Source organism: Magnetofaba australis IT-1, assembly GCF_002109495.1.
Classification (GTDB): Bacteria; Pseudomonadota; Magnetococcia; order Magnetococcales; family Magnetococcaceae; genus Magnetofaba; species Magnetofaba australis.
The window spans coordinates 525,310-547,932 of sequence record NZ_LVJN01000015.1; the positions used below are offsets into that span (position 1 = coordinate 525,310).

General features: G+C 64.8%; 22 protein-coding genes. 4 read left to right on the forward strand and 18 right to left on the reverse strand.

Annotation, left to right across the window (positions count from 1 at the left end):
* Positions 1 to 15: 15 nt before the first annotated feature.
* Complete coding sequence (locus MAIT1_RS04555) at positions 16 to 393, reverse strand: c-type cytochrome (RefSeq protein WP_085441101.1); 378 nt, start codon at positions 391 to 393, stop codon at positions 16 to 18.
* Between the two features lie 372 nt (positions 394 to 765).
* Entirely contained in the window at positions 766 to 1,152 is a 387-nt protein-coding gene (locus tag MAIT1_RS04560) for a c-type cytochrome (protein ID WP_198947794.1), read from the reverse strand.
* A gap of 142 nt (positions 1,153 to 1,294) precedes the next feature.
* Here MAIT1_RS04560 and MAIT1_RS04565 point away from each other — a divergent pair, with 142 nt between their 5' ends.
* Positions 1,295 to 1,654, forward strand: coding sequence for an S-adenosylmethionine decarboxylase family protein (locus MAIT1_RS04565; protein WP_085441102.1), 360 nt, complete (start codon positions 1,295 to 1,297; stop codon positions 1,652 to 1,654).
* Positions 1,655 to 1,672: 18 nt separating this feature from the next.
* Here the strand turns inward: MAIT1_RS04565 and MAIT1_RS04570 are convergent, their stop codons facing one another.
* From MAIT1_RS04570 to MAIT1_RS04585, 4 genes are read right to left on the reverse strand one after another with little or no spacing between them, the layout of a single operon-like run.
* Positions 1,673 to 2,242 (reverse strand): hypothetical protein, encoded by a 570-nt coding sequence (locus MAIT1_RS04570; RefSeq protein WP_085441103.1) that lies wholly within the window; start codon positions 2,240 to 2,242, stop codon positions 1,673 to 1,675.
* 8 nt (positions 2,243 to 2,250) lie between these two features.
* The gene (locus MAIT1_RS04575) at positions 2,251 to 3,045 is read right to left on the reverse strand and encodes an XAC2610-related protein (RefSeq protein ID WP_085441104.1); all 795 of its coding nucleotides are present in this window, start codon (positions 3,043 to 3,045) and stop codon (positions 2,251 to 2,253) included.
* A 53-nt stretch (positions 3,046 to 3,098) separates the two neighbouring features.
* Positions 3,099 to 3,806, reverse strand: coding sequence for a PspA/IM30 family protein (locus MAIT1_RS04580; RefSeq protein WP_085441105.1), 708 nt, complete (start codon positions 3,804 to 3,806; stop codon positions 3,099 to 3,101).
* Between the two features lie 39 nt (positions 3,807 to 3,845).
* Complete coding sequence (locus MAIT1_RS04585) at positions 3,846 to 4,250, reverse strand: YbjN domain-containing protein (protein WP_085441106.1); 405 nt, start codon at positions 4,248 to 4,250, stop codon at positions 3,846 to 3,848.
* 435 nt (positions 4,251 to 4,685) lie between these two features.
* Between MAIT1_RS04585 and MAIT1_RS04595 the strand changes: the two genes are divergently transcribed.
* On the forward strand, positions 4,686 to 5,780 hold the full coding sequence (locus MAIT1_RS04595; RefSeq protein ID WP_085441108.1) for a CsgG/HfaB family protein: 1,095 nt from the start codon (positions 4,686 to 4,688) through the stop codon (positions 5,778 to 5,780).
* Positions 5,781 to 5,857: 77 nt separating this feature from the next.
* Here the strand turns inward: MAIT1_RS04595 and MAIT1_RS04600 are convergent, their stop codons facing one another.
* From MAIT1_RS04600 to MAIT1_RS04620, 5 genes are all read right to left on the reverse strand, one after another.
* The gene (locus tag MAIT1_RS04600) at positions 5,858 to 6,544 is read right to left on the reverse strand and encodes a hypothetical protein (protein WP_085441109.1); all 687 of its coding nucleotides are present in this window, start codon (positions 6,542 to 6,544) and stop codon (positions 5,858 to 5,860) included.
* Between the two features lie 71 nt (positions 6,545 to 6,615).
* Positions 6,616 to 7,272 carry a hypothetical protein gene (locus MAIT1_RS04605; RefSeq protein ID WP_085441110.1) on the reverse strand — a complete coding sequence of 219 codons (657 nt, stop codon included), beginning with the start codon at positions 7,270 to 7,272 and terminating at the stop codon, positions 6,616 to 6,618.
* An 80-nt stretch (positions 7,273 to 7,352) separates the two neighbouring features.
* The gene (locus MAIT1_RS04610) at positions 7,353 to 8,006 is read right to left on the reverse strand and encodes a hypothetical protein (protein WP_085441111.1); all 654 of its coding nucleotides are present in this window, start codon (positions 8,004 to 8,006) and stop codon (positions 7,353 to 7,355) included.
* 19 nt (positions 8,007 to 8,025) lie between these two features.
* On the reverse strand, positions 8,026 to 8,646 hold the full coding sequence (locus tag MAIT1_RS04615) for a hypothetical protein (protein WP_085441112.1): 621 nt from the start codon (positions 8,644 to 8,646) through the stop codon (positions 8,026 to 8,028).
* A gap of 42 nt (positions 8,647 to 8,688) precedes the next feature.
* On the reverse strand, positions 8,689 to 9,357 hold the full coding sequence (locus MAIT1_RS04620; protein WP_085441113.1) for a M50 family metallopeptidase: 669 nt from the start codon (positions 9,355 to 9,357) through the stop codon (positions 8,689 to 8,691).
* Between the two features lie 108 nt (positions 9,358 to 9,465).
* On the opposite strand from MAIT1_RS04620, the gene MAIT1_RS04625 reads away from it, so the two are divergent.
* Positions 9,466 to 10,317, forward strand: a complete 852-nt coding sequence (locus MAIT1_RS04625; protein ID WP_085441114.1) for a hypothetical protein — start codon at positions 9,466 to 9,468, stop codon at positions 10,315 to 10,317.
* Positions 10,318 to 10,744: 427 nt separating this feature from the next.
* On the opposite strand, the gene MAIT1_RS04630 is transcribed toward MAIT1_RS04625, so the two are convergent.
* From MAIT1_RS04630 to MAIT1_RS04660, 7 genes are all read right to left on the reverse strand, one after another.
* Positions 10,745 to 11,788, reverse strand: a complete 1,044-nt coding sequence (locus MAIT1_RS04630) for an IS110 family RNA-guided transposase (protein WP_085441115.1) — start codon at positions 11,786 to 11,788, stop codon at positions 10,745 to 10,747.
* Positions 11,789 to 12,052: 264 nt separating this feature from the next.
* Positions 12,053 to 14,260 (reverse strand): M48 family metalloprotease, encoded by a 2,208-nt coding sequence (locus MAIT1_RS04635; RefSeq protein WP_143814652.1) that lies wholly within the window; start codon positions 14,258 to 14,260, stop codon positions 12,053 to 12,055.
* Positions 14,261 to 14,349: 89 nt separating this feature from the next.
* Positions 14,350 to 14,673, reverse strand: a complete 324-nt coding sequence (locus tag MAIT1_RS04640; protein ID WP_085441117.1) for a c-type cytochrome — start codon at positions 14,671 to 14,673, stop codon at positions 14,350 to 14,352.
* Between the two features lie 39 nt (positions 14,674 to 14,712).
* Positions 14,713 to 16,002, reverse strand: a complete 1,290-nt coding sequence (locus tag MAIT1_RS04645) for a transglycosylase SLT domain-containing protein (protein ID WP_085441118.1) — start codon at positions 16,000 to 16,002, stop codon at positions 14,713 to 14,715.
* Positions 16,003 to 16,004: 2 nt separating this feature from the next.
* Positions 16,005 to 17,009 (reverse strand): hypothetical protein, encoded by a 1,005-nt coding sequence (locus MAIT1_RS04650; protein ID WP_085441119.1) that lies wholly within the window; start codon positions 17,007 to 17,009, stop codon positions 16,005 to 16,007.
* A 13-nt stretch (positions 17,010 to 17,022) separates the two neighbouring features.
* A complete protein-coding gene (locus tag MAIT1_RS04655; protein ID WP_085441120.1) occupies positions 17,023 to 18,177 on the reverse strand; it encodes a hypothetical protein in 1,155 nt (384 codons plus the stop codon).
* Positions 18,178 to 18,418: 241 nt separating this feature from the next.
* Positions 18,419 to 19,549: a hypothetical protein gene (locus MAIT1_RS04660; RefSeq protein WP_143814653.1), complete on the reverse strand. Its 1,131-nt coding sequence runs from the start codon at positions 19,547 to 19,549 to the stop codon at positions 18,419 to 18,421.
* 83 nt (positions 19,550 to 19,632) lie between these two features.
* Here MAIT1_RS04660 and MAIT1_RS04665 point away from each other — a divergent pair, with 83 nt between their 5' ends.
* The gene (locus MAIT1_RS04665) at positions 19,633 to 22,623 is read left to right on the forward strand and encodes a bifunctional serine/threonine-protein kinase/formylglycine-generating enzyme family protein (RefSeq protein ID WP_085441122.1); all 2,991 of its coding nucleotides are present in this window, start codon (positions 19,633 to 19,635) and stop codon (positions 22,621 to 22,623) included.

Genomic DNA, 22,623 nt, shown 5'->3' on the forward strand with positions numbered 1-22,623 from the left:
TGCTCTGGCGGCGACTTACTTCAAGGTTTTCAAGAACTCGATCACGGCGGCGCGATCTTTCTCTTTTTTCAGACCGGCGAAGGTCATTTTGGTCTTTTTCAGCATCTTCTTGGGCTTGGTCAGCCACTTGTCGAGGGTTTCGTCGTCCCAGGTCAGGCCAGCCTCTTTCATGTCTTTCGAATACTTCTTGAAAGAGTCGCTGTGCGCGGAGTGGGAGCCGTAGATGCCGAACAGGTTCGGGCCCACTTTGTGTTTACCGCCATCTTCGGAGGTGTGGCAGGTGCCGCACTTCTTCTTGAACAGCTTGGCGCCATCGGCCGCTTGGGCGGTATTCACGGTGAAAGCCAGGGCCAGGGCCATGCACAGGGCGGCGGTGATGCGTTGAATGGTCATGCTATTTCCTTGTCTCTTCCAGGATGTTGAACGGTTCGCGCAAAGCCCTTATAAGGCGCCATATTGGCCGAAATGTCAACCTTAACAGCCGATTTTCTTGTGTAAGCGCCTTGAATTTATTGGCTTTTCCGTATATTAGCCAATGGTGTGAGTCGGAACGATTTTGCCGTCCTGCTCGACTTTGCCGTGTTTCACGCACGCTTAACGTATTCGTGTCAGGCGGGCGGGAATTGTCGCGCCCAAGGTGCGTTTTTCTGCGTTCCGGCGACGCTGCGGGCAGGGTGAAAACGGCAGCGGGCGCGGATCATCATGACCCGCGCCCGCGTGTGGAGTTTGCCGCAAACTTTCTGGCGTCTGAGGCTAAGGAGGACTCTATTTGGCGGTGCTCAAGTAGGCGATTACGTCTGCGCGGTCGCTGGGTTTGCGCAAGCCGACAAAGGTCATGCGGGTGCGTTTGAACATCGCTTTGGGCTTGGTCAGGAACATGTCCAGACGCTGCGGATTCCACGCGAATCCGGCTTCTTTGAGGTCATTTGAGTAGGGAAAATGCGGGCTCGTCCCCGCTTGGCGACCCACCACGCCATACAGGTTCGGCCCCACTCTCTTTTTGCCCGAGCTATCAAAGAAATGGCAGGAGGCGCACTTCTTCTTGAACAGCTTCTCCCCGGCTGCGGCGTCGCCCTGCGCAAACGCGACGTTGGCGGCAACAGTCAGCGACAGGGTCATGCTCAGGATTGCGGCAATGCGGGAGATGGTCATGACGACTCCTCGTTGTTTGCTCAGATGGTGTGAGCGCATCGTGCGCGCTTGAGATATCCGTGGCGCACAGGCAAGATTTGTCGCACATTTTAAGCCGCATTTTCATCACCGCCAACCCGACCGGAGCACACACGAGCGCCCTATGGAGATCACCCAACTGATTATCGACGCCTATGGCTGTCAGGGACCGCTCAATGACGCCGAGCCGATTCTGGACGCCATGACGCGCGCCGCCGAGCGGGTGGGGGCGCACAGCATCGGCCAGGCGCAGGCGCGCTATGTGCCCCACGGGATCACCGCGATTCTGTTTCTGGCGGAGTCGCACATTCTGGTCTCCACCTGGCCGGAGCATCAGTTGGCCATGGTGGATCTGCTGCTGTGCAACCCGGATATGGATCCCTATGCGGCGTGGGCGGAGTTGGAGGCGTTGCTCAAGCCGGTGAGTGAGGCGCGCATCAATGAGACGTTGCGGCGGGTGGCGCTGGAGCCTGGGACAAGCTGAGAGCGATGACCCGGGGGCTCAGGAGAAGAGGCCAAACAGAAACGCCAGGGCGATGATCTCGGCGCAGATGAGGGTGAGGACATAGCTGGCGTCGGCGGCGCGTTGGCGTTTGAGCAGCGTCAACAGCAGACCCATTGCATAGGCCGACAGGCCGACAAGCGGCGCGCCGACGCCAACCAAAACGGAATCAATCGCCTTGCCGACGCTGCCGATCCCGGCCAAGCGCCACGCTCCGGTCGACGCGCCCGCCACCCCCAGAGTGATGAGAACGCCTGCGCCGACGGTGGCGCTGAGCCCCAACACGCAGTGTTTGATCAGCGGCAGCGCCTGCTCTGGCGTGATGGCGGTGCGGGCGAGCGCCCGATCCAGGCTGCGCAGGCGCCACGCAAAGCCCAGCGGAATCAGCAAGGCGCAGGCGGAGAATGTCCAGAGGGCCCACGCCAGCGCGCTGGGCGGAAGCGTCGGCATGCGGGTCGTTAGCGTCAGCAGGCTGGCCGCCAGCGCCAGCAGAAGCGCCGTGAGCGCCCAGGCGAGGCCCCGCCACAGAGTCAGATTGGGGGGGCGCACTGTTGCGTCAAGCGGCGGCATAGCGCCTCCTAGGGGGGCGGCGGTTGCGCAGCGGGCGGGGACGTGCGCGCCGCCCAGCGCGCCTGGAACGCTTTTTCCTCGTTTTCCATGCGCTCCAGACACGACTCGCCCGGCGCCATGGGGATCTCTTGTTCCACGCCATCGGCTCCGGTGAGCAGCAGCGCCCCTTCACCCGGTTCATGGAACATGGGGCAGACTGCCTGAAAGGCGATTGTCAGCGTCCCATTCACCCAGCGGTGGTGACTCACCCCCTCTTCCGAAGCGCCCATCCGCCAATAGGTTTCCAACAATCCCGTTGCGGGATTGAGGAACACATCGCCCAGCCGCTCCAGCGCGGAACTGCGCACGAACTGATCGGCCTCGGGGTCGAACAGCCAATAGAAATAAGGGGGGTTGGGGCGTCCGGTCTCGCGCTCCAGCAGGGCCAGATCGGTGTAGCCATCGCCGTTGAAATCCGCCGCTTTGAGGCCGCCTACACCATCGGCGGTGCGCCAGATCTGCGCGGGGAAGGGGGCCAGGGTTAGCGTCACACGGGCTTGGCGGTCGGCGTAGTCGGGCTTGGCCAGATGGGACAGACGCAGCCCGTGGGCCTCCAGCGCGTCGTCGTTCAGATCGCCCCACGCCTCCAGGGTGAATGCGCCGCGATCGCGGTCCAGGGGGATGCGACACGCGACGCCGCGACCATGGCCGCTCACCTTGGCGGCGAAGTCGCACGCGGGAGCGAGGGTCGGGGCGGCTGCGGCGGGGCTGGGCGAGCAGCAGGCGGCCAGGGCCGTCAGAATGATCAGGGACCGTAGGGACATGGGGCGCTCTTGAAGCGGGATGGCGGCGCGGTCGCCCGCGCCGCCGACTGCGCTTACTGCATGTTCATGCGCGCTTTGAGCGCAGCCAGGGAGTCGCTGGCGCTGGCGCCCTTGTCGTCGCCCAGGGCGGCGTCGATGGCGTCATCGGTGGAGGTGGTCGCCGCCGCCATGTCGCCATAGGCCTGGGCCAGGGACTCCTGCTCGTTGACCTTGTCGCGCATGCGCTCGAGCATGGCGATGGTGCCTTTGCCATCCACTTGCGCCAGTTCGGCGTTGAGCTTCTTGGTGGCGCTGCTGACCTGGGCGCGCGCTTTGAGGGTGCGCAGCTCATTTTCCCACTTGCCGATCTGGTCGCGGATGTTGCGCACATTGCGCTCCAGTTGCGCGGTCATGGCGTCGAGCTTCTGCAGATCCGTTTGCAGGGCGTTGGCGCGGCTGTTGGCCTCGTCGCGCTTGGCCAGCGCCTCGCCAGCCAGACGGTCGGCTTCGGCGGGGTCCAGTTGACCGCTCTGCGCCTTTTGCAGCAGCAGCATCGCTTTGCGCTCGTAGTTGGCGGCGTTCTCCTTATCGGCGTTGACGTCGCGGCGCAGGCGCACCGTCTGCGCCTTGACCTGGGCCAGACTCTCCATGTTGCGGGTCTGATCCTCTTTCAGTTCGCGAATGCCCTGTTCGGCCATCTTGGCCGGGTCTTCCACTTTGTCCATCACCGCGTGGGCTTCGGATTTGCCCCAGGTGAACAGGCGTTGAAAAAATCCACTCATCGACTCTCTCCTCGTGCTTTTCTCGTTGGATTCGCCTGTTCAGGCGGCGGCGCCTTGGGCGAAGGCGATCAACTCATCGGCGAAGTCCACCAGACCCACCGACAGCGCGTTGATGGAGGCCTCCAGCTCATTGAGATCCAGATTGGCCAGTTGCAGGGTGTCGCGGAAGATCACCCGCTGACCATCCTCATCCAGGCAGAAGGCGCCGTGAACCAACTCGCGGTTCATCTGCAGCAGGCGCTTGTAGACCTCTGCGCCGCCTGCAGACGACTCCATGATCACCTGCTCGATCACCAGCAGATCATCTTCGCAGTCGACGATGAGATTGGTGATGCCGCGGGATTCATCGGAGACGATGAACAGGGTGGCGGCGTCATCCTGACGATCGATGGTGACGCCCAATTCATTGAGAAAATCGCGGACGACGGAGAAATATCCTGACATGGGAGTTCCTTTTGTTGGAATGCCGTTCGGATGGCGATAGCGCGGAATCGCTCGGGCGGACCGCAACCATTACAACGTAGGTGGCGCATGGAAGCCGTCGGTTGCAACTTCACCGGCGCAAACGCCGCCTATGGGATGGAGATTGCGGCAAACGCCGTTTCAACCCGCGTGCGCCCGCCCAGCCTCTCAATCACATATGGGGCGTTGCGCCGGATTGGCAAGAGGGACAATGCGGCGCAACCGCGTTTTTTCCACCGCCAGCGGCGTCGCGCGCGCAGTTGGATTGTTGAAAAGCGCTATCATTGTGGCGCCTTGGCAGGGTCAATTCAACCGCTTTATCCGTTGCAAAAGGCTGAAATCGCGCATAATCCCTTGGGCCGCAGCGCACATCGCGGCATCATGGACGGGTCGCTATCGCATTGAGGAGTCGGATTGATGAATGTTGCCAAACAGTTGATTGTCCGCGTGGGCGCGCCAATGGCGCTGCTGCTTGTGTTGAGCGGTTGCGGACCATCGGTGAAATCCACCGTCATCGCCCCGCCCAGCGGCGTGAGCGAAGGCTCTGCGCCGCGCAGCGTGGCGGTGCTGCCGTTCAGCGGTCAGGGCGGGCGGCGGGTGAGCTCCGCGATTGAGAGCGCCTTGACCAACGCCAAGCTGCGCGGCGCGGCCTACTTCACGGTGGTGGATCGCACGCGCCTGGGGTCGGTGCTCAAGGAGTTGCGCTTGAGCAATGAGAACCCCTACTTCGACGCCTCGTCGGCGGCGCGGGTGGGGCGTCTGGCGGGAGCCCAGGCGATTCACTACGGCGACGTCTCCGCCTATGGCTGGAACACCACAAAGTACGGCCTGGCGCGCGAGGATTGGTGTCGCCGCGCCTATCGCGGCCACTCGCGCAAGAAAGAGGAGCGTGAAGCGTGCATGCAGGGCCAGCATCCGCGTGAGAATATCGGCGACAAGGACCGCAACGGGCAACCGCTCTCCACCATCACCTGTCGCCAGCGCCGCGCCGAGGTGCGCATTGCGCCCAAAGTGGTGGCGGTGGAGACCGGCCGCATCCTCTATTCGCAGACTCTGAGCGCGTCGCGCTCCAGCCAGTACTGCCCGGGCGACAAAACCGGTTTGACGCGCGGCCAGACGCTGTTGGATCAGGCCATGACCGAGGTGATGGATGACTACCGCAAGGCGGTGGCGCCGTATGAGAAGGAGATCTCCATCGACCTGATGGAGGAGCCGCTGGCGCCGCTGGCGGCGCACCCCAAGGCGCTGCTGGATCGCGGTTTGGCCTTCGTGCGCGCCGACCGTCTGGAGCGCGGTTGTGAGCTGTGGCGTCAGGCGCGCCGCGAAGGCGGCGAGAACAGTCCGGTGATTCTGTACAATCTGGGCGTGTGCAGCGAGATGTCCGGTCGTTTGCAGGGGGCGCTGGATCTCTACCTGGACGCCGAGCGCATGTTGTTGGAGCCTTCGCGTCCCATCGCAGAGGGGATCAAACGCACCCGCGCGGCGCTGGACCGGCAGCATCGCGGTCTGTAGGTAGTCGCATTCAAATTCGCCAATGCCCTTGTTCTGAATTTGACTCACAAGAGCGCGCGCCTCGGCTGGAGAAGCGGCTAGATTCGATAGACGCTGCGGAATCTTTCACGCTCCACGCCATACTGTTTGGCGTTCCCCGGGGCCGGTTTGGGCGCCTCCGCCGTTGGCGGTTCGGGCTTCTCTTCAGCCGGGGCGGGCTTCGCCGCCAGGGGCAGAGCGGGCATGCCGCTTTCGGGGGGGAAGTCACACAGCTTGACGACTTTCCGGTGATTGGGCGATATCAACACGCCGACGGCAAAGCTCCCTTGCTGCATGCGCGCCCCCCAGCCGGGCGGGTTGGGCAACGCGGTATAATCCTTGCCGCTCACCAACACGCCATCACGCGGGTGGGTCAGGCGGAATTTTATCCGCCAAATACCGTATTCGCGTGAGATGAGACTGACTTCCGTTACCGTGGCCTGGTGATAGTCGCCTCGTATGTGGAGCGCATGTCGATCCGTTAACCAAGCCCCGGCGCGCAGCATAAACAGCGTGATCCAGAACCCGCTCAACACGCCCCAGACGACGAAAAAATTCCCATTCCAGGGCGCGGGGCTCACGATTGTGCTGAGAAGACCCAGAAAAACACACAACACCAGACGCCGCTTAACCAGCGCGTGCTGATAGATCTGTCGCCACTGGGCGTTGTGGTCGTCGGCGAAGGCGCGGCGCTGCTCGCTGTCCCAGACCGTGGGGGGCGCTGCGGGCGGGGTGTCGGTGTTCATGGTTTGTCCAGTGCGCACAGCGCCAAAGCGGTTGGTTTGTTGTGCACGGTTTGCATGCGCCGCGCGGTCGGTCAGACGGTGTAGACGCTGCGAAAGCGGTCGCGATGGGCGCCGTAACGCTTAAGCTCGCGCTGCTGATTGGAACCTTCAGGCGCGGGGGCGCCCTCCTGCATCGGGTCCAGGGTCCCTTTGGGACCGGCCTCCGCCAGCGCCGCCAGCCCGCTCTCGGCGGGAAAGTCGCTGAGCAGGATATAGGTGTCGCTGTCGGTGGGCAGCAGCACCCCCACCAGCAGATCCTCCTCCTTGAGGCGTTCACGCCATTGCGGCGCGTCGGGGTGGGCGGTGTAGTCGTTATCCTCCACCACCTTGTTCTCTTTTTTCGGATTGCGTACGCGGAATTTGACCTGCCAGATGCCCCGGCTCTCGTCCTCTTCGAGAATCTCGGTGACGAATGCGGTGGCGTAGTCGCCGCGGGCGTGGCTCTTGCGCCGCGACTTGGCGTAATCGCTGGAGATGATCCAGAACAGCGCCGTCCACACCAGGGTGGCGATGCCCCAGGCGAGGATGAAATCCCAATTCCACCACCACGTTCCCAGTCCGGCGCAGATGGCCCCCACAACGCCATACATCCACCACAGGCTGGTGAACAGCGCGCGGCGGTAGAGCGCCCGCCACTGGGCGGCGTGGGCGTCGGCGAAGGCGCGGCGTTGTTCCGGGCTCCAGGTCATGCAGATAGACTCCCTGCGGGTTGATCATCCAAGTGGCGCGCCCGCCCTGGGGCGCGCGGCGTGTGTGTGACGCTGTCGATTCAGGCGCTGTAGACGCTGCGAAACCGCGCCCGCTGCGCCCCGTAGAGCTTGGGCGCGCGCTTGCGCGGCGGCGCCGACGTCATAATGGGGCCCCACATGCCGTCAAAGAAGCCTTTGGGGCCAACCTCGCGCAGGGCCGGCAGGCCGCTCGGCGCAGGGAAATCACTCAACACCACCTGCTCGGAGGGGTTCGACAAGGCGAACACGCCGATGAGCAGATCCTGCGTGAGTCGGCGCTCTGGCCAGCGTTCAACGTCCGCCAGGGTGGTGTAGTCGCTCTCCTGCTTGATCTTGCCGCTTTTGAGTTGGCGATATTTGAATTTGACCAGCCACACGCCATGTTTCTCGTCGCTCAACTCCACATCGGTGACCACCGCCGGGCAGTAGGTCTCGCCGTCGATGTGGCCGCGCTTGCGCTTGGCGGCCAGATCATTGGCGGTGAACCAGAATAGGAGCGCCCAGATCAGCGTCGCCAGCGGCCACGCCAAGCGCCAATCCCAGGAGACGAACATGCCGCCCAGCCAAGTGGCGACGCCCCCCAGTAGGATGAAGACCCACCAGAAGGAGAAGAAGTAGACGCGCCGATAGATGCGTTTCCACTCCTGTGCGTGAGCCTCGGCGAAGGCGCGCCGCTGTTCTGCGTCCCAGGCCATCAGGCGGCGTTCCAGGTCATCAGGCGGCGCCGGAGCCTTGGCCGGAGCGCAGCGGCGTGATGGCGTTATCGGGCAGAAACACCAGCGCGCGGATGCGGGTTTCGCTGTTGGCGAACACCTCGGCGTCGAAGCCATGCAGGCCGGTGTCGTCGCGCAGGGCGTAGCAGTCCACCTCCAGCAGCCCCTCCTCGTAGGTGGGCAGGCGTTTGTGGCGGTAGTCGCCATCCAGCCAGTAGCCCTTCCAGGCGTCCACCGACTGCACGTAACTGGGCGCGGTCCAGCCTTTGAACGCATCCGGCTCGCTGACCCGCTCCATGCGCACCCCCACCGCTTCGCCGAACATCTCCGCCAGTTTGTCCAGCGGCAGCAGTTGGCCCACTTCGCCGCGGCTCAACTCGCGCCCCACCGCCAGCGCCCGGTCGCCCCAATCGGCGGTCACCTCCAGGGTGTACAGGCGGTTGCGATCGTCGCGCAGTTGGAACAGCGTGCGCGTTTCGCCCTGCAGGTCCAAGGTCCAGATGTCGGTGACCTCCATGGCCCGTTCGCTCAACTCGGGGATCTCCGGCAGCACGGAGAATTGCGCCAGATCGCCAATGCGCAGGTTGCGGGGGTGGTTGTCGGGTAGGTTGGATGGGGACACCGGGCTCTCCTGGTTGGACTGGGAACGAGAGGGTATTGAAATTTAATCGGACGTGGGGCGCAACTCCTGCCCCGCCTTTCTCCACAGAAACGCCAGACAGGCGAACGCCAGCGCAATCCATACGGCAATCCAGACAATCTCCGGGATCAGGGTCATTCTGGCCAGGGTATGGCCATCGCCGCCCACGGCGTGGAACAGATTGAGCGGCGAGTGGATGGCGGTGATCAGCACGTAGATGCCGCAGAACTGCAAAAACGGTTTGATGATGGCCGCGTGGCTCCATTTGACCGCGATGACGAACAGGCCGGTGAGCATGCCGCCGATGAGCCAACTGGCCGGATCGCGCATATACAGCACGGTGGTGGCGCCGACGAACAGCGCCAGCAGGCTGGCCATGGTGCGGGCGCTGGTTTTGGAGCTGGAGGAGGCCACCATGTAGATCATGGTTCCCCATAGCGCGGCGCCGAAGTAGCCGCAGAAGGTGACAATGAAGCCGATGCCGCCGCGGTGGTAGGCCATGCCGCTGTCGTTCAGATTCAGCTCGATGCGGGTGATGGAGCCGCCGGTGAGCAGCGTCGCCAAACCGTGGCCCATCTCATGGAAATAGGTCTCCATCAGCGAGAACGGGTAGCTGACGATGGGGATCTGCCGCACGATGAAGGCCAGCAGGGCCAACAGCAGCAGGGTCATGCGCGGGCTGAAACGGGGCATCGGCTTCTCATCATTGTCGTGACGCTTGCTTCCACAGCGTCGCACTGGGTAAGGTGGGCGCCGTGCAACGCCCCCGTAAGAGTCCAACAATTCTCAGGATCGGTCAATATGTCCGCCAATAGCATCGAACAGAAAATGGAGCGGGGAACCGCTATCGCACGGCGCTTCACCATCTGGCTGACGGAAAATGGCAAATGGCGTCTGATCGTCGGCGGCCTGCTGTTGCTGCTGAACCTGCCCGGTTTTGTGGGCGCGAGCCTGATGTTTGTTTCCGGGCCGATCAAATCCGCCTATCTGAGCGCCAACGGTCAGGAGGTCACCGCCACGGTGACGGCGCTGGAGGACGCCTCCAGCATGACTGTCGATGGCAAGCGCCTGAAAGAGGTCTCCTACGTCTACACCCTCGATGGCGAGGAGTGCGCCGGCAGCGCCACGGTGAATGTGCCCGGCAGCGTGCGCGTGGATGGCCCCATCGCCGTGCGCGGCGACTGTTGGGTTTCGGCGCCGGTAAAATACTCGCGCGGCGCGTTTGGCGCGCTGCTGTGGCGCGCGCTGCTGCTGGGCGTGGCGGCGTTCATTCTGCGCCCCGCCGTGCGCACCGTGCTGCGCAAGGCCAAACTGCATCGCGACGGCCTCTATGTGGAGGCGCGGGTGAACTCTGTGCGGCCCATGAAAAACGGCGCCATGCAGGTCGATTATGTGTATGACGCCCCGCGCGGCTCCCGTCAAATCCACGGTGTGGCCGCCCTGGCCAATCTGCCCGACGACCAGCTCAACGCCCTACGCATGGGCGCCACCATCGGCGTGTTTACGCATCCCGACAAGCCGGATATCTCCACTCCCTCCGAGGCGTTCGACTCCCACGAAACGCCGCTGATTCTCAGCGCCGCTTCCGATGAGCGGAAGCCGCGCAAACGGTATGGCGAGGATCGTCCGCGCTTTGTCAGCGCCTACGCCTGACGCCGCTCTCGGCGCTATTGTCAGTTGAAATCAGAATCGGACAGTTTGGGTATTGGTCATGAAAGATATCGAGGGCTATGCCCTCGAGCTCCCAAGGTCAACATCCAAACCGTGGGCTCCGCCCATGTATGGTCCGCTCCGCCACGGCAAGAGAAAATGTCCACTGATGTGTGAGGCTTAGTCGCGCCCATGTATCCGGCCTGTTGATGAGGGGCTTGTCGCCCTCTGGCCCTGATGGAATTTGCGCGTGGCCCTCCTCAACACACCCTCGGCCTCTATGGGCCCTTGGGCGAAACAGGTTCTTGACCACGCAGGGCTATGCCGTTTCACGCCATCAATCTCGACTCTCTCTCGCAACCTGGCTGGTGGGATCTCTTTCTCTTTCCTTATCGGCCTGTTTTTCTTTTAGAGTTGTATTGCGCTCTCTCTACACAGCGGCGCTGGCCCCATAGGCCTCCTGCTTCACCAGCATCGCCCACGCGCTGCGCGCCATGCGGTTGGCCAGCGCCACCACCGCTTTATTCGCGCCGCGACGTTCCGACACCGACACTGCCCACTGGCTGCGGCGATCCGGCTTGTTTTCACACACGCGCAACGCCGCCCGCGCCCCATGAATCAACAGGGTGCGAAGATAACCGTTTCCCCGCTTGCTGATCCCCGTCAGCCACGCCTTGCCCCCTGTGGAGTGCTGATTCGGAACCAACCCTATCCATGCCGACAGCTCCCGGCCATTCTTAAACGCCCGCACATCCCCCACCGACGCCAACAGCGCCGTCGCCGTGATCGGTCCCACTCCCGGGATCGTCATCAGCAATCGACACTGCGGCTCCGCCTTGGCCAGCGCCTCAATCTCACGCTCATATTTGCCGATGCGCTCATCCAAATGCGCCAGCTCATCGCGCTCATCCTCCAGAATTACGCGAAAATTGGCGCTCATTTCCGAGCTCTCATCACTCAAAATCAGCACAATCGCCCGCCGCGCCTGTTTGATGCTCTTGGGAAAGACAATCCCATACTCGGCAAGCAGTCCGCGAATCTGGTTCACCAACGCCGTGCGGTTCTTCACCGCCAGACTGCGCACCCGATGCAACGCTAGAATTTCTTGCTGGGCAACGCTTTTGATCCCCATAAAACGCATATTCGGACGCTGTACCGCTTCACATATCGCCTCAGCGTCCACGCTGTCGTTCTTGTGCCGCTTCACGTAGGGCTTCACATATTGCGGCGCCATCAAACGCACATCATGCCCATATCCCTGAAATTTCCGCGCCCAATGGTGGGCGCCGCTACTGGCTTCCATCCCCACCAGGCACGGCGGCAGTTGCGCCATGAACTCCAGTAACTTATCTCGTTTCAAGCGCTGTTTCAGAACGCTCTTGCCGCGCGCATCGACGCCATGCAACTGAAACACGCTCTTGCCCAGATCAATCCCCAGTACCCGTACCTGTCCGTTTTCGATATGATTGCTCATGGTCCGCTCCGACTCCGTTTAGATGGAAAAACACACCACCATCTTGGCCCATTGCGAGGCCGTTTGGGTAGCGGAGCGGACCATTCCATTACACCCGCTGGGGGCGCGGCCCCACAGACCCCGCCGCCGACCAGTCGGCGGCCAATAGTCAGCGCAAGCCGGGCCTACGTCACGCAAACATTGCGTGTTTGAATTTGTGTCATTCTGAATTCAAGCGACTCTAGAAGCCGGATGGGGGCAGGCGCCGCCGCCCGGTGCGCCGCTCTACATCAATGACCCCGCCAGGACCACACCGCCAACAGCGGCGATGAGCACGCCGACGACGACGATGAGCCAGTTGAAGATCAGCTTCAGTCGGTAGGACCAACTGGTGCGCGTCTTCTCCCCCTCGCAGCGGATCTGACGCAGCTCCACATAGGGGATCGGCGCGCGCCGATACCACCCCTCGATCTCCACTGTTTTGCCGGTGTAGCGGTCGCGTTTGAGCAGCGCAAACAGCGCTTCCCACAGCGCCAGCGGCTGGCGGTAGTCCAGATAGATGATGCCGGTCTCGTCGCGCAGGATGAAGTCCTCACTGAGGATGAAGCCGGGCTGGCCGCGACCGATCACGACGCCGCGCAGGGTGCAGGGGATGGCGCGCACATCGGAGGTCTTGACCCGTTTGAGCAGCGCCGCCACGCTGGCCTCGGGGTAGCCCTTGCGGCGCGGATAGCGAAACCGCAGCTTCAGCGTGCGGGCCAGGGCGAACAGTAGGATGCTGATGCCCACCAGCAGGACGTTCAGCCCCTCTCCAACCGCCCAGTAGGTCTGGTTGGCGGCGTGCATCTGATCGGTCCACTCCTCTACGAAGTAGGGGTCGAACGGCAGCGGGCCGGCGATGATTTCGGTCAACTCGTTGGCCACATAGGGCATGCCAAACCAGCAGCAGATCAGCGTCAACACCGGCAGCGCCCACACCAGCAGATCCACCAGGAACTCATCCCAATAGGACTCCGGCTGGCGCTGATCCAGCGGGAAGGCGGCGGGTTTGCCGAGGCTGGCGCCGAAGTCGTTCAAGGCGTCGATGCGGCGGGCGATGAGCGGATGGGTGGAGAACCACTCATAGAGTTTGGCCCACGGGCTCCACAGATCCCAGCGCATGGCGCGCGCCACGGAGGGGGGATCCAATGGCGCATTGGCGGAGTCGGCGTCGCCGGAGACCCCGGCGATGGCCATGGCGCGGGCGTGGCTGGCGGAGAAGATGCCCATGGCCCCGAAGGCGCTAAAGCCGGGGTTGCGATAGCTGGGTTGGGGCGCGTCCGCTTTTTTCTTGTCGTCTGATGCGGCGGCGGGCGGCGCTTTGACTCCACGCCCCATCAGGCCGTAGCCGATCTTCACCAACGCCCGTGACAGCGCCTCGGGGTTGCCGGTGGTCTCGGCGGCAAAGCGGTCGGCGTGGTATTCGCGGATGCGTGAGAACGCCAGCACCATCATCTGGCTGACGAAATAGAGCGCCCAGGCGCCCATGCCCACCATGGCCAGACGGCCATCGCGCTGGCGTCCGCCGGTGAGCAGTCGGAAGATGGCGTAGAAGATGATGGGGAACAGCTGCGCCACCGTCATCAACAGGATGTCCCAGTGCGCCGCATGGCCCAGCTCGTGGGCGACCACCGCTTCCAACTCGTCGGGCTCCAGCAGCTCCATCAATCCGGCGGTGACCACCACGCGGGCGTTCCTGGGGGTGTGGCCATAGGTGAACGCCTGCGGCGCGCCATCCTCGATCAGGCGCAGGCGCGGAAACGGCATCTCATTGTCGGCGCAAGTCTTCTCAATGAAGGCGCGTAGGCGCGGCGAGAGCTGTTCGGGCTCCAGCGGGCGGCTTTTGAAGAAGCGTCTGAGCATCCAATCCAGCAGCAGCGGCGAGAACAGGAATTCCACCACGCCCAAGCCCACCGCGATGCCCACCGCCATCTCCAGCGGCAACTCGCCAAACTCCACCGCTGCAATGAGAAAGGCGGTGAGCAGGGCGAACAGGCCGACCAGGGTGAAGATGGAGCGCATCAACAGATTGGGCAGACTGCGCGCCATGGTCGGCAGAAGCTCTTGCGCGCGCGGGGGGGGAGCGTCTGCGGGGGTGGCGGCGCGATCCGGCTTGAGGTGCAGGCGGCGCTCGCTCTTGAACAGCGCCTCCAGCTCGCCCAGGTCCAGCCACAGCCCACCGCTCTTGGGGCAGTAGTCCAGAGTCGGCCCCATGGGCCAGTTGATCGCCTGCATTTCGCCGCCGCGCGGAGAGCGCCGCGAGCCGGGCTGCGGATGGCTCAACGCCTGGGTCAGCTTCTGTTGCAGCGGCTGCGGATCGTCGGTGAACAGGAACAGTTCGCCGCGATCCAGCCACACCCCCTGGCAACTGGGACAGCGGTCGATCTCCACCCCTTCATGGGTGAGTTCCGGTTGCAGGGCGACGTCGCGGCAGGCGGGGCAGAGCAGGGACATGGCGATCAGCTTTTGGCTTGAGGCGGGAAACAAGCGGCGCGTCAACGCTGGCTTGGCGCGCCGATACAGCGGTCAGTCTGGTGATGCGCCTATTTGGCCCGGCTGGTGAGGTACTCCACTGCGGCTTTCAACTCATCATCGCTGCAATCCATGCAGGTGCCTTTGGGCGGCATGGCGTTTTTGCCGTTCAGGATCGAGTGCATCAGCGCATCCATCCCCGTGGCGATGCGCGGCGCCCAGGCGGCTTTGTCGCCGGTCTTGGGCGCGCCGGCGGCGCCGGTCATATGGCACACGAAGCACTTGGTTTTGTAGATCTCTTCTCCCGTGCGCCCTCTGCCCCAGGCATGGGCGTCGCTCAGTGACAGCGCCGCCAGGGAAAAGGCGGTCAGACTCAGAATCCAGTGGCGTTGCATCGCAGCGCTCCTTATAGGACTGACGGCGTTGGCGGCGCGTCAGGCGTTGGTGGAGAGATAGTTCTTTTCGTATTTCAACACCTTCTGTACATAGCGTTGGGTCTCTGCATAGGGCAGATCGCGGATCAGCCGCGCCAATACCTGCTCGGGGGTGAGCGCATTGATCACCCGGGCCGCCGCGCGGATGTTGTTGCGGTGGCCAAAGGCGCGCGCCACGTTGCCAGCGCCGGTGTTGTAGCCGGCGATGGCGCAGTAGCGCCGCGACAGCGGGTTGGTGATGAAGCGCAGATAGCGGTAGTGCAGCAGGTGCAGATAGCCCGCGCCCAACTCGGTGTTGGCCACCGGCTGGAACAGCAGATCCTTACTGGGTCGCTGCTCCACTCCGTGCACGAAGGCGTAGGCGTCGGCGCCGCCGGAGGTGGGCACCAGCTGCATCAGGCCGTAGGCGGGAATGGGCGAGACCGCGCGCGGATTGAAGTCCGACTCGGTCTGCGTCACCCCCAGAATCAGTGACGGCGGCAGTTTGTAGCGTTTGGCGAACTGCTTGGCGTGGGGCGTCATCACCTGCGCGCTGACCTTTTTCAAGCGCGGCGACAGCGCCACCCGCACCGCCATCACCGGCGGACGTTTGCGCGGGGCGATATCGGCCTTGGACGTTTGTGGACGACGCTTGGGCGGCAGCTGCGGGATCGGCGCATAGGCCAGCTCCTTGGCCACGGCGTCGGCGGTTTTGCGCGCATCGCCATCGCCCACCACTTGCGCGATGGAGCCTACCCCCATCTGCGCAATCTGCTGCTCGGAGGCGCTGTCGGGGGTGATCTCCAGACGTTTGCGCACCGGGTCCATCTGCCCGGTCTGGGCCGGGGTCTGATCCGCCAGCTTGTTGGCGAACTGCTGCATCTCCTCGCGCGCCTGCTGCGGCGTGGTCGCGCTGATCCGCTTTTCGATCAGCACCGTCTCCTGGGCGTAATCCACGGTGACGCGGCCCTGCTGGGCGGCGTCGTAACCCACCCAGTGGGAGGAGCCCGGCAACTCCACCGGCGCGATGGGCGCCTGCCAGATCGACTCGGCGTCGCTCTGCGCCTGGGCGAAGGCGGCGCGGGTCTGCCTCTCCAGCAGATCGAAGGCGGCGCGGATGCGCGCATCCAGCTCATCGAAGGCGAAGTTGGTATCGGACTCCACCTCACCCAGAGCCTGGCGCTGCATGCGCTCCATGGCGTCAACGGCGGGATCCCCCGCCCACAGGCGTGTGGGGCGCAGCAGCAGCCCACCCCCCATCAGCGCCAACGCGCGCAGCGCGGCGCGGCGGTTGCGAAAGGCGGCGTTCATGCTCAGTTTCCGCTGGCGATGATCACACGGGCGGCGCGCAGGAAGTTATCCCCGTGGGTGGTGCTGAAGCGGATGCGATTGGCGTCCTCGGCGGAGATGCGGATGCCATACTCATCGGCGCCCTGAGCCGCCACCACCATGGGGGCCTCGCCCACGCGCACGCTCTGCGCCTTGGCCTGGGCCAGATCTGGCGCAAACGCCGCCACCCCCAGTTTGCGATACGCCTCCATATCCACCATCAGGCCGGAGTAGACCACGTCGGGCTGGCTGGGCGTGCCGGTGTAGATCACCGGGTGCAGGCTGGGGTTGTAGGCGGCGCCGCCCAGACTCACCACCAGACCGGTGGCGTGGTCGGTGAGGGGCTGCGCGATGGGGGCCGGAGCCGGGGCCGGTTGCGAAGCGGCGGGCAGTTGCGGGGCCGGGGCGACGGCGGCCATGGCCTGCGCCGGGGCTGGCGCAGGCTGCATGGGCGCGACCGGGGCGCTGGCGCCGGGCAGGCTGGGCATGCTCATGGCTGGAGCGGTTTGCGGCACGGCGTCGATGAGGGCGTTGGGCTGCTGCTGACAGCGCGCCGAGCTGCGCGTCATGCACACGCCCATGGTCACCCGCGCCATGGGCGTGCCTTCGATCCACTCCACATTGCGGTCGATCTCAAACGCGCCGTGCAGCGAGGCGCTCAATTTGGCGCTCACCACGCTGCCTTGCGCCAGACCATCCTTGACCAGATGGCGCTGGTCGATATTGACGTCATTAAGCGCCTCGGCCAGCTTGGCCATGGCGTTCACCCGCGCCGCCTGCAGCGCCATGATCATGGCCTGCGGCTTGTTGCGCATGCGCTGCATATCCACGGTGCCGAAATCGGTGGCTTGGACGATTTGCGAATTCCAGTCCACCTGCGCCCCGGCGCCCATCTGCGCATATGTCGCCTGCAGCGGCAGCGCTGCGCCCAGCAGGGCGGCCACGGCGGCCAGACGAATGGTCAAACTCTTGATGCGGCGGTTTTTCATTGTCGGGCTCCGATTACGGTTCGTGGCGCAGGTCGGTGGTGATCACCGGCGTGGGCGGCGCGACGTCTTTGAGGGTGAAGGAGGATTGCTTGAAGGTCGCCGTGGCCTGGAACCCGGCCGAGGGGCGCATATGGTGATCCAGATCGGCGTTATCCAGCGCCACCACCAGTTTGTTGCGGTGGATGCGGCCATCCTGGGAGTCGATGTAGCCGTCGAAGGTGACCACGTGCTGGCAGTCGCTGGCCATGCGCGTCGGCGGCAGCGCGGTGACGCGACTGCGCCACACGCCGTCGGCGTCGCGCTTGCGCAGGGTCAGCAGCCAAGCTTGATTGATGCGGTCGGCCATCTGCCGCCCCTGCAGGCAGGCCCACTGCTGGCTGTCGGGCCACTGCCGCGTGGGCAGGTTGAGCACATCCTGGAATTTGAGCGAGATCTCCAGCTTGTCGGGGATCAGCTCATGGGGCTGGCCGTCGCTGAGACTGGCCACCACGTCGGGCTTCTCTTCCAGGCTGTAGGTGTCGATCTCCTGGACCTTATAGGCCAGGGCCAGACCCTGACCGGCGGTGCCCGCATCGCCGCCGCCCTCGGCGCCGATGGCGCCCATGGCCGAGACCGAGCCCAACGCTTCGGTTCCGGGGACGGTCCCTTGCGCGCCGACGCCGATTTTGGTGTTGGTTTTGTGGCTCAGTTCAAAGTTCTCCAGATACAGCGCCTCGGTGACGTACTGGCGCTTGGGCTCAAAGCGGATCTCCCACAGCGCGCGCGGACGGATGATGCGCAGCCCCTGGGCGATGGCCTCGCGCTTGTTGCTGCCGCCCAGCGCCACGCCTGCTTTGACCGGCACCAGGCTGGGCATGCCGCCCAGAGCGAGAATGGCGCGGTCGGCGGTCTTGTTGTGCAGATCGGAGAGCGAGCGCAGCGATTCGGTGCTCACCGGGCGCCAGCCGGGGCCTTTGACCGGGCCCATTTTGTCGGACCACTCAAAGCCGATATAGGCCAACTCCACCGGTTTGGTGGGCACGTGGTAGACCGGCTCGAACATCGCCTCCACCGCCTCTTTGTGGGTGGTCCCGGGGGAGCCGGTGGCGCAACCGGCCAGGGCCAGCAGCAGGGGGAGGGCCAGGGTCCGCGTGGGGACGCCGAAAATGCGGGAAGGCAGGTGCGCCATGAAGGTTCTCCAAATTGAGGTGGCGGGGCCAGCGGCGCCGAGGTTTCGCCAATCGAGGCGCCGCGTTTGACAATGTCCCACTGCGTGCGCGAATTCAACCGTTTCCGGCACGATATGCAGGCGTTGACCGGAATTCTCCCGGCCGCTCATCGCCCCGCAACCTATCGGTGACGGCGGGGCGAAAATGGTTGCCGAGGTTGAGAGTCGGTTTGACGAGAAAACCGCGTTGATAAACAGGCTCTCAGCCGCCGCGCATGACGATGCGCGCGCCCTTCATCTCCACCGACTCCAGCTTGACGCCCTGGTTGCGGCAGGCGGCGCGGAAGCGGCGACGCGCCTCGGCGGGGGGCAGCTCGGTGAGAATCTCCAGCTCCAGCAGTTTGCCGCTCTGGCGCTGGATGCGATAGCGCCAGCGCAATTCGTCGGCCAGCAGATCCTCGATGCGGTCCTGTTGTTTCAGCGGCAGATCCAGCAGGGCGATGGTGACGAAACTCTCGCGGTTGCCGGTAAAGCGCGCCACGATGCGCGCCGCGCCCTGCTCGGCGGCCTGCTTGCCTAGCGCTGAGGCCAGCATCGCAGCGGTCGCGTTTTGCGCTTCGGGTCCAGAGGCGGTGGGGCGTTTGCCGCGTTGGGCGACATTGGCGAACAGCTCGCCGGTGGTGACGTCATACAGCTTCAGCGCCACGCTGGCGTAGAGTTGGGCGTAGTCGGCGTCCAGCGCGCGCGGCTCCAGCCGCAGAGTGGCCAGGGCCAGGGCGTCGGCGCTCTCCTGCCGCGCCAGGGTCAGCCCGGCGTTTTGCTCCGATTGAGACAGCTCCCCCAGACGCCGCTTCAACTGCGCGGCGCGATCGGCCAGGAACACGCGGAATCCCGCCGCCGCCAAACGCTCCTCCACCGCATCCAGCAGCGCCTGCGCCGCCGGATGGTCGGCGGTGAGATCCCCCGCAGCGCGGGGTTGCGCAACCACCATCACGCGGCGTTGATCGAAGTGGTTCTGCTGGAAGGCGCTCTGGCATTTGGGGTCCAGCAGGCAGTCGGTGATGCTGTCGCTTTTGGACTCGTCCACATCGGCCTTGATGGTGACCCGCTGGCCGCCAGTCAAGTCGTCGCGCCCCTCAGCGGTGACCACATGGCTGCGGATCAGCCCGGCGCTATTGGCGCTCAAACGGGCGTAGTCCAACGCCCCGTTCGCCACCACGCTGCGGGCGTCGATGCGCGCCCCCAGAACCTGCTGCACGGCGTTGCTCAGGGCCTGCTCGATGGCCTCCTGGCGGCTTTCGCCCACTCCGACGGCCTCCACCTCCAGCGCCGGGCTCGGCGTGGCGGCGAGCAGGAAAAAACTCAAGATGCACAGAAACAAGAGACGATTCATGGCGACTTACCGTTTGGATTGGCTAATGTAGAGCGCGGCTCTTTGGCATACACACTGTATGCGCCGGAGCAGGCGCAAAGCAAATGGGAGCGATGATGCAGGTTGGCGACAAAATGGCGGGCGGACGCTATGTGATCCGCGAGAAGCTGGGGCAAGGGAGCTTTGGCGCGGTCTATCGCGCCCACGACGCCATTGGCGACGTGGATGTGGCCATCAAAGTCGTCTCCGAGCAGGCCGCCGCCTCCAGCGCCGCCATGGAGGATCTGACGCATAACTTTCGCCTCGCGCATCGTCTCAAACACCCCAATATTGCGGTTTACAACACCATCGCCGTGGAGCCCGACACCGGCCTGCGCTCGTTGGTGATGGAGTACGTTCCCGGCGTGGATCTGAGCGCCTACCGACGCCAGCAGCCGGGCCGGGTGGTGGAGCTGAAAACGGCGCTGGACATTGTCAAGCAGATCGCCGCCGGATTGGATTACGCCCACAGTCAGTCGATTCTGCATCGCGACATCAAACCGGAGAATGTGCGCATCACCCCCGGCGGGGTGGTGAAGATTCTCGATTTCAGCCTGGCGGCGCAGCTGCGCACCACGGTGTTGGCCACCCGCGTGGACGCCGCGCAAACCGATCTCGTCTCCGCCGGCACCCGCGCTTACCTGGCCCCGGAGCAGTGGCAGGGGCGGCGCCCCACGGCGCAGTCGGATCAGTACGCGCTGGGCGCGTTGCTGTACGAACTGATCAGCGGCGACCTCCCATTTGTGGCCAGCGACCCGGAAGTGTTGCGTCACGCGGTGTTGAATGAGGAGCCGCCCGCGCTGGCGAAGTTGAGCAAGCGGCAGAACCGCGTGGTGGCGCGGGCGTTGGCGAAAACGCCCGAAGCGCGGTTTGACTCCTGTGCGGATCTGGTCCGCGCGCTGGAGGCGAGCATGCGGCCGCGGCGCTGGCCGTGGGCGCTGCTGCTGGTGGCTCTGCTCGGTTCGGCGGGGGCCGCCGGTTACTGGCGCTATGGCGGCCAGTTGCGCGCCACCGACTCGCAAAAGGCGGCGCGAGCGCTGGCGCAGATGGCGCTCGCCAAGCAGCCGGAGCTGCATGATGTGGGGTTGGCGCCGCGCTTTACCGCCTGCACTGAGTCGCGTTACGAGCGCCTGAAGACCGCTCTGGTCAATGCGCCGGGGCTGCGCGTGCTGGAGCGCAAAGAGTTGGCGGCGGTGCTCAAGGATCAGGATATCGCCAATCTGTTCACCGCCAATCTCTCCGATGAGGAGATGCAGGGGGTGCGCCGCGCCGCCCAGTCCGATGCGGTGGTGGTGGGGCGCTGTGCGGGCAAGCGTCTGTTCCTGCGGCTGATCAGCGTGGCCGACGGCGCGCTGCTGGCGGCGGCGGATATGCCGCTGCCCCGCGCCGAGCATGTGGCCCCGCCCACGCCGATTCCGCCGCCGCGTCCGACCCCGACTCCAACTCCAACTCCAACTCCAACTCCAACTCCAACTCAAGCGCAGACACCGGAGCCGAGACCTGCGCCCACTGATCAAGTGGAGATCATGCTGGAGAGCCCCGCGCCGACGCAGGCGTCGATGAAGGAGAGCCCCGCGCCGACGCAGGCGTCCGTGCGGATGAAGAGGAGCGCTGTGGCGCAGGGTGAAGATCAATCGGCGCTGGTTTTTACCGGGCGTGTGATTCAGGCCAGCCCCCGTTCCGAGTCCTTTCCGGCCATCGCGCCCAAGTCCGACAAAACCCAGAGCGGGCCGGTGGTCGATGGACGCATGGCGCAGGTGTTGGCGTGGCTGGATCAGGATCCGCTGGAGCAGGAGCCGCCGCCCCGGCGTGAGCCGCCGCCGCCGCGCGCGCCGGAGCCGCCGCCCATCTCCGACAATCCGCCGCCGCCGGTGAAATATTCCGAGCCGCCGCCCGCAAGCACGATCTCTGCGCGGCAGGCGGAGCGGGTGGAGGCGTTGCTGACGGCGGCGCGGGAGGATATCGCCGCCAAGCGCCTGACCAACCCGGAGGATAACAATGCGGTGGAGAAGCTGCGCCGCGCGCAGGCCATCGACCCCGACAACGGCGCGGCGCAGACGCTCTTGCTGGCGGTGACCGAATCCTATTTGGGCTTGGCGCAGAGTGCGTTAAAGAGCAAGCGCTGGGACAAGGTGGAGACCTATCTGCGGCGGGCGCGCACGGTGGGGGTGAATGAGGAGCGCATCGCCCAGGCGCAGGCGGAGCTGGACGCTGCGCGCAATCCCCAGCCCAAGTCCAAACCCGCGCCCAAGCCCGCCGAGCAGTGGCGCCCGCAGCCCGCCAAAGCCAGTGCGCCCACTGCGCCCCGGGCCGGTGAGAAGCGGCGCTTTGGCAATATCGATTTCGTGTGGATTCCCGGTGGGGCGTTCCGCATGGGCTCGCCGCGGGAGCCCGACGCCACGCCCCACCGGGTGGCTTTGGACGGCTTCTGGTTCAGTGCGCGGGAGATCACCAATGGCGACTATCGCCGCTGGCGCTCCAGTTACGACAGCGGCGCCTTCCACGGTCGTGAACTCAACGGCGACAAGCAGCCGGTGGCGCGGGTGACCTGGAACGAGGCTGACGGTTTCGCCCGTTGGTTGAGCCGCTTGCACGGCGGAACCTTCCGTCTGCCCAGCGAAGCGGAGTGGGAGTACGCCGCCAGCGTCGGCGGACGGCAGGCGCGTCCGTGGCGGCGCGAGCTGCGCAAGGCGTGTCAATTCGCCAATGTGCACAATCCGGCCAACCGCCGCGCGTTCGGCTGGTCGTGGCCGCCGTTTCCGTGTGAGGACGGCTATCGCGTGAGCGCCAATGGCGGGCGATTCCCCGCCAACGCGTGGGGGGTGTATGACGCCCTGGGCAATGTCTCCGAGTGGATCGGCGACTGGTTTTCGGCCAGCTACTACGCGGTTTCGCCGCGCAGCAATCCGCGCGGCCCCCGTGACGGCGAACGTCGCGTGGTTCGGGGCGGCTCCTGGCGCGACTCGCCGCGGCTGGTCAACGCCGCCCGGCGCGACGCCCAGGAGCCGGACCTACGCTCCCCCTTCATCGGCTTCCGCCTGGTGCGCGAACCGTAA

Excerpts from the sequence above, each read along its gene's own strand:
- MAIT1_RS04555 (WP_085441101.1), bottom strand. The coding sequence starts at position 393 with ATGACCATTCAACGCATCACCGCCGCCCTGTGCATGGCCCTGGCCCTG.
- MAIT1_RS04560 (WP_198947794.1), bottom strand. The coding sequence starts at position 1,152 with ATGACCATCTCCCGCATTGCCGCAATCCTGAGCATGACCCTGTCGCTG.
- MAIT1_RS04565 (WP_085441102.1), top strand. The coding sequence starts at position 1,295 with ATGGAGATCACCCAACTGATTATCGACGCCTATGGCTGTCAGGGACCG.
- MAIT1_RS04570 (WP_085441103.1), bottom strand. The coding sequence starts at position 2,242 with ATGCCGCCGCTTGACGCAACAGTGCGCCCCCCCAATCTGACTCTGTGG.
- MAIT1_RS04575 (WP_085441104.1), bottom strand. The coding sequence starts at position 3,045 with ATGTCCCTACGGTCCCTGATCATTCTGACGGCCCTGGCCGCCTGCTGC.
- MAIT1_RS04580 (WP_085441105.1), bottom strand. The coding sequence starts at position 3,806 with ATGAGTGGATTTTTTCAACGCCTGTTCACCTGGGGCAAATCCGAAGCC.
- MAIT1_RS04585 (WP_085441106.1), bottom strand. The coding sequence starts at position 4,250 with ATGTCAGGATATTTCTCCGTCGTCCGCGATTTTCTCAATGAATTGGGC.
- MAIT1_RS04595 (WP_085441108.1), top strand. The coding sequence starts at position 4,686 with ATGAATGTTGCCAAACAGTTGATTGTCCGCGTGGGCGCGCCAATGGCG.
- MAIT1_RS04600 (WP_085441109.1), bottom strand. The coding sequence starts at position 6,544 with ATGAACACCGACACCCCGCCCGCAGCGCCCCCCACGGTCTGGGACAGC.
- MAIT1_RS04605 (WP_085441110.1), bottom strand. The coding sequence starts at position 7,272 with ATGACCTGGAGCCCGGAACAACGCCGCGCCTTCGCCGACGCCCACGCC.
- MAIT1_RS04610 (WP_085441111.1), bottom strand. The coding sequence starts at position 8,006 with ATGGCCTGGGACGCAGAACAGCGGCGCGCCTTCGCCGAGGCTCACGCA.
- MAIT1_RS04620 (WP_085441113.1), bottom strand. The coding sequence starts at position 9,357 with ATGCCCCGTTTCAGCCCGCGCATGACCCTGCTGCTGTTGGCCCTGCTG.
- MAIT1_RS04625 (WP_085441114.1), top strand. The coding sequence starts at position 9,466 with ATGTCCGCCAATAGCATCGAACAGAAAATGGAGCGGGGAACCGCTATC.
- MAIT1_RS04630 (WP_085441115.1), bottom strand. The coding sequence starts at position 11,788 with ATGAGCAATCATATCGAAAACGGACAGGTACGGGTACTGGGGATTGAT.
- MAIT1_RS04635 (WP_143814652.1), bottom strand. The coding sequence starts at position 14,260 with ATGTCCCTGCTCTGCCCCGCCTGCCGCGACGTCGCCCTGCAACCGGAA.
- MAIT1_RS04640 (WP_085441117.1), bottom strand. The coding sequence starts at position 14,673 with ATGCAACGCCACTGGATTCTGAGTCTGACCGCCTTTTCCCTGGCGGCG.
- MAIT1_RS04645 (WP_085441118.1), bottom strand. The coding sequence starts at position 16,002 with ATGAACGCCGCCTTTCGCAACCGCCGCGCCGCGCTGCGCGCGTTGGCG.
- MAIT1_RS04650 (WP_085441119.1), bottom strand. The coding sequence starts at position 17,009 with ATGAAAAACCGCCGCATCAAGAGTTTGACCATTCGTCTGGCCGCCGTG.
- MAIT1_RS04655 (WP_085441120.1), bottom strand. The coding sequence starts at position 18,177 with ATGGCGCACCTGCCTTCCCGCATTTTCGGCGTCCCCACGCGGACCCTG.
- MAIT1_RS04660 (WP_143814653.1), bottom strand. The coding sequence starts at position 19,549 with ATGAATCGTCTCTTGTTTCTGTGCATCTTGAGTTTTTTCCTGCTCGCC.
- MAIT1_RS04665 (WP_085441122.1), top strand. The coding sequence starts at position 19,633 with ATGGGAGCGATGATGCAGGTTGGCGACAAAATGGCGGGCGGACGCTAT.